This window comes from Herbiconiux sp. UC225_62, assembly GCF_042694625.1.
GTDB lineage: Bacteria > Actinomycetota > Actinomycetes > Actinomycetales > Microbacteriaceae > Herbiconiux.
This window is the reverse complement of sequence record NZ_CP170551.1, coordinates 1,358,443-1,371,622: the sequence shown is the minus strand read 5'-3', so window position 1 is coordinate 1,371,622 and position 13,180 is coordinate 1,358,443. Positions and strand designations below refer to the sequence as shown.

General features: G+C 70.3%; 15 protein-coding genes. 13 read left to right on the top strand and 2 right to left on the bottom strand.

All coding sequences use genetic code 11. The features are described from left to right. Window positions 1-3: 3 nt before the first annotated feature. The 4 genes from ACFJGU_RS06570 to ACFJGU_RS06555 all read left to right on the top strand — a co-directional run bounded on the left by ACFJGU_RS06570 (window position 4) and on the right by ACFJGU_RS06555 (window position 4,843). On the top strand, window positions 4-837 hold the full coding sequence (locus ACFJGU_RS06570) for a carbohydrate ABC transporter permease (protein ID WP_382308734.1): 834 nt from the start codon (window positions 4-6) through the stop codon (window positions 835-837). Further along, window positions 837-1,910, top strand: coding sequence for a glycosidase (locus ACFJGU_RS06565; RefSeq protein ID WP_382308732.1), 1,074 nt, complete (start codon window positions 837-839; stop codon window positions 1,908-1,910). Before ACFJGU_RS06570 ends, ACFJGU_RS06565 begins: the two co-directional genes overlap by 1 nt. 97 nt (window positions 1,911-2,007) lie before the next feature. Continuing rightward, the gene (locus ACFJGU_RS06560) at window positions 2,008-4,218 is read left to right on the top strand and encodes a hypothetical protein (protein WP_382308730.1); all 2,211 of its coding nucleotides are present in this window, start codon (window positions 2,008-2,010) and stop codon (window positions 4,216-4,218) included. Window positions 4,219-4,315: 97 nt separating this feature from the next. Then, window positions 4,316-4,843, top strand: a complete 528-nt coding sequence (locus ACFJGU_RS06555) for a GNAT family N-acetyltransferase (protein WP_382308728.1) — start codon at window positions 4,316-4,318, stop codon at window positions 4,841-4,843. An 83-nt stretch (window positions 4,844-4,926) separates the two neighbouring features. On the opposite strand, the gene ACFJGU_RS06550 is transcribed toward ACFJGU_RS06555, so the two are convergent. After that, a complete protein-coding gene (locus tag ACFJGU_RS06550; RefSeq protein ID WP_382308726.1) occupies window positions 4,927-5,724 on the bottom strand; it encodes an HAD-IIA family hydrolase in 798 nt (265 codons plus the stop codon). A gap of 107 nt (window positions 5,725-5,831) precedes the next feature. Between ACFJGU_RS06550 and ACFJGU_RS06545 the strand changes: the two genes are divergently transcribed. The 9 genes from ACFJGU_RS06545 (at window position 5,832) to ACFJGU_RS06505 (ending at window position 11,282) form a co-directional block, all read left to right on the top strand. Then, window positions 5,832-6,638: a hypothetical protein gene (locus tag ACFJGU_RS06545; protein ID WP_382308724.1), complete on the top strand. Its 807-nt coding sequence runs from the start codon at window positions 5,832-5,834 to the stop codon at window positions 6,636-6,638. Window positions 6,639-6,764: 126 nt separating this feature from the next. Then, complete coding sequence (locus tag ACFJGU_RS06540) at window positions 6,765-7,598, top strand: hypothetical protein (protein WP_382308722.1); 834 nt, start codon at window positions 6,765-6,767, stop codon at window positions 7,596-7,598. 136 nt (window positions 7,599-7,734) lie between these two features. Further along, complete coding sequence (locus tag ACFJGU_RS06535) at window positions 7,735-8,175, top strand: Asp23/Gls24 family envelope stress response protein (protein ID WP_382308720.1); 441 nt, start codon at window positions 7,735-7,737, stop codon at window positions 8,173-8,175. Next, entirely contained in the window at window positions 8,172-8,369 is a 198-nt protein-coding gene (locus ACFJGU_RS06530) for a DUF2273 domain-containing protein (protein WP_382308718.1), read from the top strand. Before ACFJGU_RS06535 ends, ACFJGU_RS06530 begins: the two co-directional genes overlap by 4 nt. Then, a complete protein-coding gene (locus ACFJGU_RS06525; RefSeq protein ID WP_382308717.1) occupies window positions 8,366-8,773 on the top strand; it encodes a hypothetical protein in 408 nt (135 codons plus the stop codon). The genes ACFJGU_RS06530 and ACFJGU_RS06525 overlap by 4 nt, the downstream gene beginning before the upstream one ends. Further along, window positions 8,770-9,357, top strand: a complete 588-nt coding sequence (locus ACFJGU_RS06520) for a hypothetical protein (protein WP_382308715.1) — start codon at window positions 8,770-8,772, stop codon at window positions 9,355-9,357. Before ACFJGU_RS06525 ends, ACFJGU_RS06520 begins: the two co-directional genes overlap by 4 nt. Continuing rightward, complete coding sequence (locus tag ACFJGU_RS06515) at window positions 9,354-9,959, top strand: hypothetical protein (RefSeq protein ID WP_382308713.1); 606 nt, start codon at window positions 9,354-9,356, stop codon at window positions 9,957-9,959. Before ACFJGU_RS06520 ends, ACFJGU_RS06515 begins: the two co-directional genes overlap by 4 nt. A gap of 75 nt (window positions 9,960-10,034) precedes the next feature. Next, a complete protein-coding gene (locus ACFJGU_RS06510) occupies window positions 10,035-10,208 on the top strand; it encodes a CsbD family protein (RefSeq protein WP_382308711.1) in 174 nt (57 codons plus the stop codon). Window positions 10,209-10,295: 87 nt separating this feature from the next. Then, the gene (locus ACFJGU_RS06505) at window positions 10,296-11,282 is read left to right on the top strand and encodes a diacylglycerol/lipid kinase family protein (protein WP_382308710.1); all 987 of its coding nucleotides are present in this window, start codon (window positions 10,296-10,298) and stop codon (window positions 11,280-11,282) included. A gap of 70 nt (window positions 11,283-11,352) precedes the next feature. Here ACFJGU_RS06505 and ACFJGU_RS06500 read toward each other — a convergent pair whose 3' ends face one another. Then, a complete protein-coding gene (locus ACFJGU_RS06500) occupies window positions 11,353-13,176 on the bottom strand; it encodes a phospholipase C (RefSeq protein WP_382308708.1) in 1,824 nt (607 codons plus the stop codon). Window positions 13,177-13,180 lie beyond the last annotated feature (4 nt).

Below are 13,180 nucleotides of genomic sequence, written 5' to 3'. Positions count from 1 at the left end.
CGCATGTCACGTCCGCAGACCGTTCTGCGCGGCATCGTCCTCGGACTGGGCGCGTTGGTCTTCCTGTTCCCCTTCTACTACATGGTGGTCGGGGCCCTGCAGAAGGACCCCGATCCCACCATCGCCGGTGCCTTCCCGAACCCCGCGAACCTCACGCTCGACAACTTCGTGAACGTGAACGAGCGGATCAACCTCGGGACGGGGCTCATCAACTCCGGCATCTTCACCGGCGGGGTGCTGCTGTGCACCGTGGTCTTCGGCGTGCTCGTGGGCTATGCGCTCGCGATGCTGAAGTGGCGCGGCGCGAAGGCCACCTTCGCGCTGGCGCTCCTGGTGCAGGTCATCCCGTTCCAGCTGTTGCAGATCCCGCTCTACGTGCTGATCGCCCGCGACTACGGTCTCGCCGACACGCACGTCGGCATGATCCTGCCGTTCGCCATCAACTCGACGGCGGTGATCATCTTCCGGCAGTACTTCCTGCAGCTGCCCAAGGAGCTGTTCGAGGCGGCGCGGATCGACGGGGCGGGCGAGATCCGTCTGCTCTGGAGCATCGCCCTGCCGCTCGTGCGGCCGGCGCTGGTGACCGCGGTGCTGCTGACCTTCATCGGCCCGTGGAACGAGTTCCTCTGGCCCTTCCTCATCACCAAGGATGCGGCCCTTCAGCCGCTCGCAGTGTCGCTCGCCAACTACATCTCAACGGTCGCCGCGTCGACCGACAACCCGTTCGGGGCGATCCTCGCCGGCGCAGTGGTGCTCGCGGCCCCCGTGGTCGTGCTGTTCATCGTGTTCCAGCGCTACTTCGTCTCGAACGACCTCGGATCGGGAGTGAAAGGATAATGATGACCCCCGCAACCACCACAACAGTCCCTTACCGCCTCGAGCGGATGGGGATCGTGATGGAACCCCTGCCCGGCGAGGAGCTCGAGGCCGAGGGGGTGCTGAACCCGGCATCCGGTCGCGGACCCGATGGCGAGCTCTACCTGCTGCCGCGACTCGTCGCCACGGGGAACGTGTCGCGCGTGGGTCTCGCCCGCGTGGAGATCGTCGACGGCGTGCCCGTGGGGGTGTCGCGCGAAGGCGTGGTGCTGTCCCCCGACCGCGGTTTCGAGCGGGGTGCGCACAACGCCGGCGTCGAAGATCCGCGGGTCACGTTCATCGCCGACCTCGGCCTGCACGTCATGACCTACGTGGCCTACGGGCCGCTGGGGCCGCGCACGGCCATCGCCGTCTCATCCGATCTGCGCAGCTGGCAGCGGCTGGGGCCGGTGACGTTCGCCTACGATGACGCGCTCGACATCGACCTCGGGTTGTTCCACAACAAAGACACCGTGTTCTTCCCGACCCCGGTCGCGGCCCCCGACGGCGAGCTGTCGTTCGCGGTGCTGCACCGGCCGATGTGGGACCTCGGCGAGACCAAGCCCGGCGAGGGCGTGCGGCTGCCGGCCGGGGTGACGGATGCGCGGCAGAGCATCTGGATCAGTTACGTTCCCGTCGCTGCCGTGGCCCGCGATCTCTCGGAACTCACGCGCTGGACGCAGCACCGCTTCCTCGCGGGGCCCGAGTTCCCCTTCGAGGAGCTCAAGATCGGCGGCGGGCCCGCCCCGCTCCGCGTGCCCGAGGGGTGGCTGCTCATCCACCACGGTGTCACCGGCACCATCGACAGCGCGTTCTCGCAGCAGCAGAAGGTGAACTACGCCGCCGGGGCGATGCTGCTCGACGCCGACGACCCGTCGCGGGTCATCGCGCGCACGGCCGTGCCCTTGCTCGAGCCCGAGACGGAAGACGAGCGGAGCGGCATCGTGCCGAACGTCGTCTTCCCTACCGCGATCGAGGAGATCGAGGGCCAGCACTACGTCTTCTACGGCATGGCCGACTCGAAGATCGGCGTGGCGCGCCTCCTTCACACCTGATCCCATCCGCTGATCCGCACGTTTTCGCGTCATCCGACGGCTCGGAAGCGCGAAAACGTGCGGATCAGTGCAACGACCACGACGAAAGGCACGTTCGATGACGAACTCGCTCGCTCGACGGATGACCGCTGGTGCGGCATCCGTGACGCTTCTGATCGGGGGGCTCGCGCTGGCGAGTTCGCCTGCCTCGGCTTCGCCATCGGCGGCGGGGGCGCTCACCAATACGGCGCACCTCGACTTCCTGCTCGACGAGGTGTCGCCTGCCGCGGTGCCGGGGCACTCGAGCTACCGGCTCGACACGGAGCCCGCGCTCACCCTGCCCTGGACCTACGCCGACGCGCGTGACGGCGGCACCTTCGAGCGGGTGGGCGGCGGGCCACTCGATCCGGCCACCGGCGACTACGGCCAGGGCGCCTTCAACAGCGACGACGTGGCCCGCACGGCCGTGGTCTACCTGCGGCACTGGCAGCAGACGGGCGACGACGCGAGCCGCCAGAAGGCGTACGAGGTGCTGCGGGCGCTGGCCTACTTCCAGACCACGGAGGGGCCGGATGCCGGCAACGTCGTGCTCTGGATGCAGCCCGACGGCGAGCTGAACCCCAGCGCCGAACCGGTGGAGCTGCCCGACCCGAGCGATTCGGCCGAGAGCTATTGGCTGGCGCGCTCGCTCTGGGCGCTCGGTGAGGGGTTCGCGGCGTTCCGCGACGTCGATCCGGAGTTCGCCGCGTTCCTGCAGGAGCGCTTGCAACTCGGCGTCGCCGCGGTCGACCGCGAGGTCCTGGACGCCTACGGGCAGTACGCCGTGGCCGACGGCGTCTCGGTGCCGGCCTGGCTGATCGTCGACGGAGCGGATGCCACGGCCGAGGCCGTACTCGGACTCGCCGCCTACACGGCGGCCGCCCCCGACGACACGGCTGTGCGCGACTCCCTCGCGAAGCTCGCCGAGGGTGTGGCCGCGATGGCCCGCACGACCACCGACCCGAACGGCCCGGGCGCCGGAGCGCGCTCGGGGGAGTCGGCGGACGGCTCGGCGGCGAGCGAGGCGACCTCGGACGAGACGGATGCCGCAGACGGCGACCATGCAGCGGCGGGTTCGTTCACGGCATCCGGCGCCCGGCACGGCTCGGGCGGCGCGGCCGGCTCGTGGCCGTACGGCGCGATCCTGCCGTGGGCCGAGTCGCGGTCGATGTGGCACGCCTGGTCGTCGCAGATGTCGGGGGCGCTCGCACGCGCATCCGTCGCGCTGGACGACGACACGCTGCTGCAGCCGGCCGTGACCGAGTCGGCGCGCTTCGCCCCGACGCTCCTCACCGCGGGGGGCCCGGACAACGCCTGGTACCCCTCGCCCACCGAGCGGGTGCAGCTGGCCTATGGCGCCGACTCGCGCCTGCAGAACCTGCTGGCCACCTCGGAGGCCGCCGGTCTTCCCGGCCTCGCCGATCTCGCGGGCATCCAAGCTGCTTGGTTCTTCGGCCTGAACCCCGCGGCCACGCCGATGTACGACCCGGCGACCGGCGTCACCTACGACGGCATCCAGCCCGACGGGTCGATCAACCGCAACTCGGGAGCCGAGAGCACGATCCACGGGCTGCTGTCCATGCTGGCCCTGGATGCGCATCCGTCGGTCTCGGCGATCGCGCAGTCGCTCACAACGCTCGACGCGCGCGACGGCCTGCGCGTCGTCGAGGCGGAAGCCGCGACGTCGACCACCGGAACCGTCGTGACACCCGAGTCGACCTGGACCGAGGAGTCGTCGTGGAGCGGATCCTACCTCGCGCTCACGAAGGGACAGAAGGCGACGTTCACGCTCGGCGCCTCCGGTGCAGGCGGCGCGCAGATCGTCGAGCCCGTCGTGTGGAACGTCGAAGACGGCACCGCGCGCACGCCGAAGTCGCTGTGGAGGAGCGGATCGCTGCCGCTCGGGGTGCTCTCGTCGTCGGTCGGCGAGCAGGGCATCACCGCGGCATCCGGAGCCCTGCTGCCGCAGCGGCTGTGGCTGCCGGTGCCGGCGTCGCGCGACTCGGTGGAGGTGCGGGCGCTCGCCGGGGAGGTCGACGTGGACGCGCTGCTCGTGCGCCCCGTGGTCGGCACCCTGTCGGCGTCGGGAGCGGCCCCGGGTGCGTCGGCGCAGCTCGCGCAGAACAACCTCGGGCTGCCGCAGCGCGTGACGCTCGGTGCTGCATCGCTGACGCAGACCCTGCGCAGCTACGACGCCTCGGGTGCGCTCGTCTCCGAGCGCACGATCACGGGCCCCAGCACCGTCTGGCTCCCCTCCGGCGGGTACGCCCTGGCGCTGGCTCAGCCCTGACCCCCAACTTCTTGCCCCTTCCAGCCCTATCTCGCGAGTTTTAGGGCCGGAAGGGGCGAGAAGTTCGGGGTGCGCCCCGCGGGAGTACGGTGTGCGCATGGAAGCGGGTGAGGGTGCGGGTCAGGGGGTTCTCGCGGGCGCGCGGGTGGTGCTCGCGCCGGTGCGGGCCGAGGATGTCGCGGAGCTGCGGCGCATCCGGCTGACGCCCGAGGTGGCGGCGCGGTGGGGCGCCGACGACACGGAGCCGCCGTGGCCGTGGGACGACCCGGATGCCGTCGTGTTCACCGTGCGGCACGAGGGCGCGATCGTGGGGATGATCCAGTACAGCGAGGAGACGGAGCCGGCCTACCGGCACGCGTCGATCGACGTCTTCCTCGACCCCGCGGTGCACGGCCGGGGACTCGGTCGCGACGCCGTACGCACCCTCGCGGCCCACCTCATCCGCGATCGCGGCCACCATCGCCTCACGATCGACCCCGCCGCCGACAACGAGGCCGCCATCCGTGCCTACTCCGCAATCGGCTTCCGCCCGGTCGGCATCCTGCGCCAATACGAACGCGACCCCGACGGCCGCGGCTGGCACGACGCCCTGCTCATGGACCTCCTCGCCCACGAGCTCCGCTGACCCCGTCGCGCGGTAGCGCAAAGTGCGGGTTCCAGACCCCTCACGTGTGCTTACGCGCTACCTGGCGAAGCTGCGGACCTACCCTAGAGCTCCGTCTCGACGGGCTCCGGGTCGATGAGGTCGGCGACGGAGGTGAGGATCTCGTCGGGGCGGAAGGGGTACTTGTCGATCTCGGCCTGGTCGCTGATGCCCGTCATCACGAGGATGGTGTGCAGTCCGGCTTCGATGCCGGCGACGACATCCGTGTCCATCCGGTCGCCGATCATGCCGGTGTTCTCGGAGTGTGCGCCGATGCGGTTCATGGCCGAGCGGAACATCATCGGGTTCGGCTTGCCCACAACGTAAGGCTCCTTGCCCGTGGCCTTCGTGATGAGGGCGGCGATGGCGCCGGTGGCGGGGAGCGGTCCTTCGGCGCTCGGGCCCGTCGCATCCGGGTTGGTCACGATGAATCGCGAGCCGTTGCCGATGAGGCGGATGGCCTTCGTGATGGCCTCGAAGGAGTAGTTGCGCGTCTCGCCGATCACCACGTAGTCGGGGGCCGTCTCGGTCATGATGAACCCGGCTTCGTGCAGGGCCGTCGTGATTCCGGCCTCGCCGATGACGAAGGCGCTGCCGCCCGGCATCTGGTCTTTGAGGAAGGCGGCGGTGGCGAGCGCCGAGGTCCAGATGAACTCCTCCGGCACCTCGAGACCGGATGCCCGCAACCGGGCGCTCAGATCGCGCGGCGTGAAGATGGAGTTGTTGGTGAGCACGAGGTAGGGCTTGCCCTGGTCGCGCCACTGCTGGAGCAGTTCGGCCGCGCCGGGGATGGGCTGGTTCTCGTGCACGAGAACGCCGTCCATGTCGGTGAGCCAGCATTCGATCTCGTCGCGCGCGGTCATCCGGACCTCCTTCTCCCGTTCGTGCCACCAGGCTACAGGGGCTGCCTGAAACGGTAGAGTTCTCACGTCACGGGCCGGGGGGCTCCACGGATCCCGAGGGGGAAATGATGTCGAAGTCCTTCCTGCAAACGCTCGTTGCTGCGTCGGCGGCATTGACGCTGGCCGCCACGATCTCCGGATGCGCCGGGCAGGGTTCCGCCGCACCGGAGACGGTCGCCGCCACCCAGGTCGCCGCGCCGGCGTCGACCCCCGTGCCGATCGAGGAGGTCGTCGCCCTCGATCCGCTGGCGGAGCCGCTGGTGGCCGCCGGCGCCACCCTGGTCACCGGATCAGAGGGTTTCGCGCCCGTCGAGGCGCGCGCGGCGCTCGACGTCGCGGTGCAGCAGCTCGACACCGACGTGAAAGTGGTGCAGCTGTCGATGGCCGGCGGCCCGGCCGCGAGCCAGGCGACGCCCCCGGTCGACGAGGCGCGCATCGCAGCCGACCTCGCGGCGCTCTACGCCGCGGTGGGAGAGGTGCGGTCGGGTGTGATCGAGACGGCGTCGCGCGTGCTGAACGACGAGACCCCCGATGCCGACCAGGCCGTGCGCGACGACCTCTACCTCGCCGTCGTGGCGCAGCAGGCCGCGGCCGCCGGCCCCGCGACCGACGACACCCCGCGCCAGCTCCTCGAGCTCGTGGCCAAGACGCGGGCCGCGCAGGACGCGCAGGCGGCGGGCCTCGCCGCCAAGGAGGCGGCGGCGCAGAGCAGTGGCGGCGGGTCGTCGTCGAGCGGCGACGGCGCAGGCTCCGGTGGCACGGGCTTCACGCCGATCGCTCCGCCCGTGTGGGTCGAAGGCCCGGAGATGTACTGCTCCGACCCGAACCTCCCCGACTTCTGCGTGCCCATCGGCCACTTCGTTCCCGCCGGCTGACCCGTCCGCCTGCGGATTTGCGGGTTCCCGCCGAGTCGATCGGGTGCCGCCGTCCCGCCTTCCGGAGCGACGCGGCCCGGCGATAGAGTACCCGTGCGTGGGGACGCTCCGACTCGAGGAGAACCGATGGCCGCCCCCACCCCGCCTCCCCGACACCGTGGTTTCCACCTGGTGCTGACCGGGATCGTGGCCCTGTCGCTCGTCATCGCGGTCGCCGGATGCGTCGGGCCGGGTGTGGCGGGAGCCGACGCGACGGGCGTCGCCCCCTCCACAGGAGGCGCGCCCACGTCGACACGCGCGCCGGGTTCGGGCTCGGCGGCTACGGCGACACCGACGCCGACCCCATCGCCGCCGACCGCCGCGCCCGTGGCCGTCGATCCTCTGGCGGGAGCCCTCGTGACCGCCGGTCACTCGCTGTCCGAGGGCACGGCCGGGCTCGCCTCCGTCGACGCCCGTTCCGCCCTCGACCAGGCCACCGCCACGCTCGAGGCCGACGTCGGGGCGATGAGCGCATCCGGCGCGCAGGTCGACGAGGCGCGGATCGCCGCCGACATCGACGGGTTCCTCGCCTCGACGCACTCCGTTCGCCAAGGTGTGGTGGAGAGCGCCATCCGTGTGGTCAACGACGAAGCGCCGAACGCCGACCCGGCGCTCCGCGACGCCCTCTACCTCGCGATCGTGGACCAGCAGGCCCAGACGTCGGCCACCGACGACACCCCGCGCCAGGTGCTCGACCTCGTGGCGAAGGTGCTCGCGGTGCAGGATTCCGAGGCCGCCTACGCCGCACAGCAGCAGGCGAGCGAGCCCGAACAGCGACCCGACGGAGGGGGTCCCGCCGACGCGCCGGCGATGCACACCTTCCCGCCGCCGGCCGAGGGCGGGCCCACGGAGACCTACTGCCCCGACCCGAGCCACCCCGACTATTGCCTCCCCGTCGGACCCCTCGTTCCGGTGGGCTGAAAGCCGGTCGAAAAAACTTTCGCCGATTCCGTGACGATTCCGTTGGTGGCCACGTCTTACAGGCGACGAACCACAAACCCGTGGACGACGAATCACACTCGCCTCGCTTCCGAGGCGACGACGAAGGAGAAACATCATGGCGAACACCACCTCCGGCTCCACGACTCCGGTCGTGTCGACCCCCACCAGCGTTCAGACCTCGCTCGGCAAGACCGTCATCAACGACGGCGTCGTGGCCAAGGTCGCCGGCATCGCAGCGCGCGAGGCCCGCGGCGTCTACGCGCTCGGTGGCGGAGCGGCTCGCGCGTTCGGCGCCATCCGTGAGGCCGTCGCCGGCACCGACCAGACCCAGGGCATCAGCGTCGAGGTCGGCGAGACCCAGGTCGCCGTCGACATCACGATCGTGGCCGAGTACCCGCTGGCGCTTCAGGATGTCGCCGACGGCGTGCGCTCGGGCGTCATCCGCGCGATCGAGACCATCGTCGGCCTCGAGGTCACCGAGGTCAACGTGACCGTCAACGACGTGCACCTGCCCTCCGACGACGCCGACCAGACGGTCGAGGCGCGAGTCCAGTGACCGCGTCAGCCACTCGCACCGGGATCCTGATCGGGGCGGTGCTCGCCCTGACCTGGATCGTGCTCGGCTTCTGGCCGTTCGTCTTCGTTGCAGTCGCCATGGCTGTGGGCGCGGTCATCGGCCGCGTCGTGGAGGGCAAGCTCAACCTCTCCGCCGTGGTGGACGCGTTCCGCGGGAAGCGCTCGTCGTCATGACGATCGCCGCGACCAGACCCGTCGCGGCCGACTCCCTGCCCGGATCGGGCGTGGAGTCCGCCCGCGGGCGAAACCGCATCACCGCGAAAGCCCTCCGCAGGGTGGTGGCGGCGGTCACCGCCGACGCCCTCGGGGTCACCGCGTCACGCGTCGGTGTCGAACTGAACGACGAGAGAGGGTTGCTGATGCTCACCGTCACCACGCCCATCCGCGTCGTCTCGCTCGGTCGAGTGCACGCCGGCGGCGGGGTGGTCGATCGCTCCGGCGGCTCGATCGTCGACCGTTCCGCCCGCGCGCAGGAGGTCATCCGCGATCGGGTGAACGAGCTCACGGGCTCCGCCATCGGGCGGGTCACCGTGCGGCTCTCGGCAGCCGACATCCAGCAGGAGGACAGAGTCCGATGACACCCACCGCTATCGAACGCCGAGTAGCGCGCCGCGAGACGCACTCGCCGCGCTCGCTCCTCGCGATCGTGCTGGCCGTCGTGCTGATCATCGTCTTCGCCTGGCTCGGCACCGAGATCGTGCTCGCTCTGCTGGGGGCGCCGGCGCTGCTGGCGGCTCCGGCTGACATGGTCGCGTCGGCGCTGAACCTGGGCGGCGACGGATCGGCGCCCGCCGCGATCGTCGCGACCGCGGGCATCCTGGTCGCCCTCGTGGGGATCGTGCTCGTCGTCGTGGCCCTCGCTCCCGGCCGGCGTGCTCGGCACCTGCTCGCCGCCGACCGCACGGTGGTCGTGGTCGACAACGAGGTGATCGCCTCGGCGCTCGCCCGCCACGCCTCGATCACCGGAGACGTCGATCCCGACAACACCACCGTCTCGGTGTCGCACCGTCGGGCGGCCGTCGACCTCACGCCGACGTCGGGCATCCCCGTCGATCGCGCCGCGGTCGCCGACGAAGTGACCCGGCAGCTCGAGTCCTACGCCCTGACGCCGTCGGTGACGGCTCGGGTCCGCATCGCAGAGAACGGGAGGATCGGCGCATGAACAGCACCAATCGTGTCGCGAATCGCGCACTCATCCTCCTGACCGGGCTCCTGCTGCTCGTCGTCGGGGCGGCCGCCGCCGTCCTCGTGCTGCTTCCCGCGGTGCGCGACGGCTGGGCGGGCATCCGTGACACCGTCTCGGCCCAGGTCTCCGACTGGCTCCAGCAGACCCCGCTCGGCGACACCGGTGTGAGCTGGATCCTGCCCGCCGTGCTCGTGCTGCTGGTGGTCGCCGTGATCCTGCTGATCGTGTTCATCGTGCGTCAGGGGCGCGGCCACACCGGCATCGCGCTGACCGAGCGGACGAGCGAGCACGGCACCACCGTCGTCGAGGCCGGCGTGCTCGAACACCTGCTGCAGGATGCCATCGGCAGCCGCAGCGAGTTCGTCGCCTCGCACGTCTCCACCTACCGCGTGAAGCGCACTCCGGTGCTCAAGATCTCGGTCACCTGCCGTCGGGGCGTCTCGCCGAAGGATGCCGCGACCATCGTCGAAGACGCCGTGCGGGCGCTCGACGAGCTGCTCGGCCGGTCGGTGCCGGCGCTGGTGCAGATCAGCGGCGGCTTCCGCGCCCGTGTCTCCTCCGGCACCCGGCTGAACTGAGCCGTTCGTACTCACCGGTGCTCGCGACCCGCGTGCACCGTTCCCCCAGAAGAACAACACCGAAAGGAGCTCATCATGAGCGCTGCAGACAAGATCAAGAACGCGGCCGAGGACCTCGCCGGTAAGGCCAAGGAGGCCGTCGGAAACCTCACCGACAACGACAAGCTCGTCGCCGAAGGCAAGGCCGACCAGACCAAGGCCGACGTGAAGAAGGCCGGCGAGAACGTCAAGGATGTCTTCAAGGACTGACATCCGTCATCCTGATGGCCGCCGCGACGAGGGTCGCGGCGGCCTCCTCATGCACCACCTCACTCTCTCCGACGAAAGCAGCCGATCATGACCACCACCCCTTCCTCCGAGCCACGCACGGTCGCCGTGGTGATCAACCCGTCCAAGTTCCCCGACGTGGAGGCGGTCAAGGCCACCGTGCAGGCCGGGACCGATCGAGCCGGCTGGAACGCCCCGCTCTGGTTCGAGACCGACGCCGACGACTCCGGCGTCGCCGCGGCCCGGAAGGCCGTCGACGCCGAGCCCGACCTGGTGTGCGCGATGGGCGGAGACGGCACCGTGCGGGCCGTCGCCGGAGTGCTGCGCGGAACGGGCATCCCCTACGGCCTGCTGCCGAGCGGAACGGGGAATCTCCTCGCACGCAACCTGGGCCTCCCGCTCAACTCCCTGCCGGATGCCGTCGAGATCGCCCTTCTGGGCCAGGACCGCGCCATAGACGTGGGCACTGCGACGTTCGACGACGGTGAGGAGCGCGTCTTCGTGGTGATGGGCGGTGTCGGCCTCGACGCGCAGATCATGGACAACACCGACGACGAACTGAAGAAGAAGGTCGGTTGGGGCGCCTACGTGGCGGCGGGGGCTCCGGCCTTGTTCAAGGGTGGCTTCGAGGCGACCCTCTCGGTCGACAGCACGCCCGAGGAGCCCACGAACTGCCTCATGGTGCTGGCCTGCAACTGCAGTTCGGTGGTGGCCAACATCGAGCTCGCCACCGGCGCCGTGCTCGACGACGGCGACCTCGAGCTCGTCGTGCTGCAACCCAACGTGGTGGCCGGCTGGCTCGGAGTGGCGATCGACGTCGCGACCCGCAATCGTAACGGGATGGCCTCGCTGAAACAGTGGTCGGGCCGCGAGTTCGAGTTCAGCCTCGACCAGCCCGTGCTCGCCGAACTCGACGGCGACCCCGTCGGCGAGACCACCCACGGACGTTTCGGCGTCGACCCCGGAGCGCTCGTCGTGCGCCTCCCCGTTCCGGCCGCCCTGGCGCCGGGTCTCACTCCACGCGCAGCGGCGGTGATCGACGAGCCGGGCCCGTGAGGCCGAGGGCGCATCTCGCGGCGGAATCCCCGAAGGACCCCGCCGCGAAATGCGCCAGGAGTTGCGGTGTCTACGCGGAGCGGCGGCGGCGCACCAGGTAGAGCGTCACGCCGGCGGCCAGGAGGAGCGCCGCGCCCGTGAGGGGCACCGCGACCTCGAGACCTGTGGCCGCGAGCGACTTGCCGTCGCCGGAGCCCGTACCGGCCGCCGAGGCGCCGGCCGAGGGTGTCGGGGTCGAGCCGTCGCCCGGGGTCGTGGCCGGTGGTGTGGAGCCGTCTCCGGGCACCGGAACGTCGACGGGAAGCACCTGGGCCACCGATCCGTCACCGGCGAGGATCACGGCGCGTTGCTGCGGGTGCTGGAAGTCGAGCATTCCGTCGAGCGCGCCGGCCCGCTCGTCGAACGACGAGCCGCCGATGCGACCGGTCGACCAGTTGTCCTCGATGAACTTCAGGATCGAGGTCTGCTCGGTGGCGGTGTGGTCGATGTAGTTCTGCTTGGCGAAGGGCGAGATGACGAGCAGCGGCTGGCGTGGGCCGGGGCCGCAACGGTTGGCCAGTCCGTCGAGGTCGACGGTCGCGGCATCCGTGCAGATCGCGGAGTTGCCGTCGGCGGCCGAGCCGTCGAGGATCGGCGAGGCCACGTGGTCGTACCAGCCGTCGGAGTCGTCGTAGGCGAACACGATCGCCGTGCTCGGCCAGGCCGAGGACTGCTCGATGGCGTTGACCTCCTTGACCAGCGCGATCTGCTCGTCGGTGGGGTTCGACGAACCGGGGTGCCCGTCCTGAGCGGTCGCCGCCTTGAGGAAGGTGACCGCGGGGAGCGAGTCGTTGTCGAGCGCCTGGTAGAACTCGCTCATGTCGTAGTTGTGGTTCGCCTGTCCGTCGTGACCCACCTCGGCGAGCGACGCCGGCGGAAGGTGGTGCGGGTTCGAGGTGGACTCGTAGTACTCGAACGGTTCGTGGTGCGCCGAGTAGGCCGGGATCGGCACGTTCACGCCCTCCGCGGTGATCGGTACCGTGTTGCCGCACACGGCGTATCCGGTGGGGCTGTCGGCGGCGGTCACGCTCGGCGCGAAGCCGTCCTCGAACCATCCCCAGCTCACGCCGCGCTCGTTCAGCAGGTCGCCGATGTTCTTGCCCTGCATCTGTGTGAGGTTGCCGGTCTTGGTGTGGTTGGTGTCGGCGCAGTCGTCGTAGAACGGGTCGGGGTCGCTCGTGACCGTGCTCGTCGCATCCGACACCGGCGCGCCGGTGACCGAGTTCACGGTCAGCGCACCGCTGGTGTTGCCCGACACGAGGTTGAGAGCACCCGGGGTCGACGGGCCGAAGCCGCTCGAGAAGCTGTTGTCGCTCATCGCGTAGTTCTGGGCGAGGTTCCAGAGGCCGGTGACGGTGTTGCCGTCGTAGTAGTCCATCACGATGCCGTCGGTGTAGTACAGACCATTGGTCGTGCACGAGCTCTCGGTCGATTCCACGAACTTGTCCATCGCGCCGGCGTTGTACGCCTTCTGCTCCGCGCCGTAGGAGTGGCTCTGGTCGCAGGTGAGCGCGTGGTCCTGGTCGAGGCGCTGCGGCTGGAACGCGTTCGGGTTGTCCGTGAGGAGTTCCGGATGGCTGACGTAGTTGTTCGGGATCGGCGTATCGGCGGCAGCCGTGAACGGCGTGCCATCGGTGTTGGCCGCGTTCGGGTAGGTGCCGAAGTAGTGGTCGAACGACTCGTTCTCGTTGTAGATCACCACGACGTGCTTGATCGGCGTGGTGGTGCTCGCCGAGTTGTCGGTCGGCTCGGCGGCGAACGCGCCGGCGGCGGTCGTTCCGAGACAGGCGACTCCGGCGAGGGCCAGAACCGCAGCAGCCGCGACGGCTGCGCGGCGGCGTGGGGGACGGGGCATTTCT

What these genes read in the sequence shown, in the direction of transcription:
- ACFJGU_RS06570 (WP_382308734.1), top strand. Translation starts at nt 4, where the DNA reads ATGTCACGTCCGCAGACCGTTCTGCGCGGCATCGTCCTCGGACTGGGC.
- ACFJGU_RS06565 (WP_382308732.1), top strand. Translation starts at nt 837, where the DNA reads ATGATGACCCCCGCAACCACCACAACAGTCCCTTACCGCCTCGAGCGG.
- ACFJGU_RS06560 (WP_382308730.1), top strand. Translation starts at nt 2,008, where the DNA reads ATGACGAACTCGCTCGCTCGACGGATGACCGCTGGTGCGGCATCCGTG.
- ACFJGU_RS06555 (WP_382308728.1), top strand. Translation starts at nt 4,316, where the DNA reads ATGGAAGCGGGTGAGGGTGCGGGTCAGGGGGTTCTCGCGGGCGCGCGG.
- ACFJGU_RS06550 (WP_382308726.1), bottom strand. Translation starts at nt 5,724, where the DNA reads ATGACCGCGCGCGACGAGATCGAATGCTGGCTCACCGACATGGACGGC.
- ACFJGU_RS06545 (WP_382308724.1), top strand. Translation starts at nt 5,832, where the DNA reads ATGTCGAAGTCCTTCCTGCAAACGCTCGTTGCTGCGTCGGCGGCATTG.
- ACFJGU_RS06540 (WP_382308722.1), top strand. Translation starts at nt 6,765, where the DNA reads ATGGCCGCCCCCACCCCGCCTCCCCGACACCGTGGTTTCCACCTGGTG.
- ACFJGU_RS06535 (WP_382308720.1), top strand. Translation starts at nt 7,735, where the DNA reads ATGGCGAACACCACCTCCGGCTCCACGACTCCGGTCGTGTCGACCCCC.
- ACFJGU_RS06525 (WP_382308717.1), top strand. Translation starts at nt 8,366, where the DNA reads ATGACGATCGCCGCGACCAGACCCGTCGCGGCCGACTCCCTGCCCGGA.
- ACFJGU_RS06520 (WP_382308715.1), top strand. Translation starts at nt 8,770, where the DNA reads ATGACACCCACCGCTATCGAACGCCGAGTAGCGCGCCGCGAGACGCAC.
- ACFJGU_RS06515 (WP_382308713.1), top strand. Translation starts at nt 9,354, where the DNA reads ATGAACAGCACCAATCGTGTCGCGAATCGCGCACTCATCCTCCTGACC.
- ACFJGU_RS06510 (WP_382308711.1), top strand. Translation starts at nt 10,035, where the DNA reads ATGAGCGCTGCAGACAAGATCAAGAACGCGGCCGAGGACCTCGCCGGT.
- ACFJGU_RS06505 (WP_382308710.1), top strand. Translation starts at nt 10,296, where the DNA reads ATGACCACCACCCCTTCCTCCGAGCCACGCACGGTCGCCGTGGTGATC.
- ACFJGU_RS06500 (WP_382308708.1), bottom strand. Translation starts at nt 13,176, where the DNA reads ATGCCCCGTCCCCCACGCCGCCGCGCAGCCGTCGCGGCTGCTGCGGTT.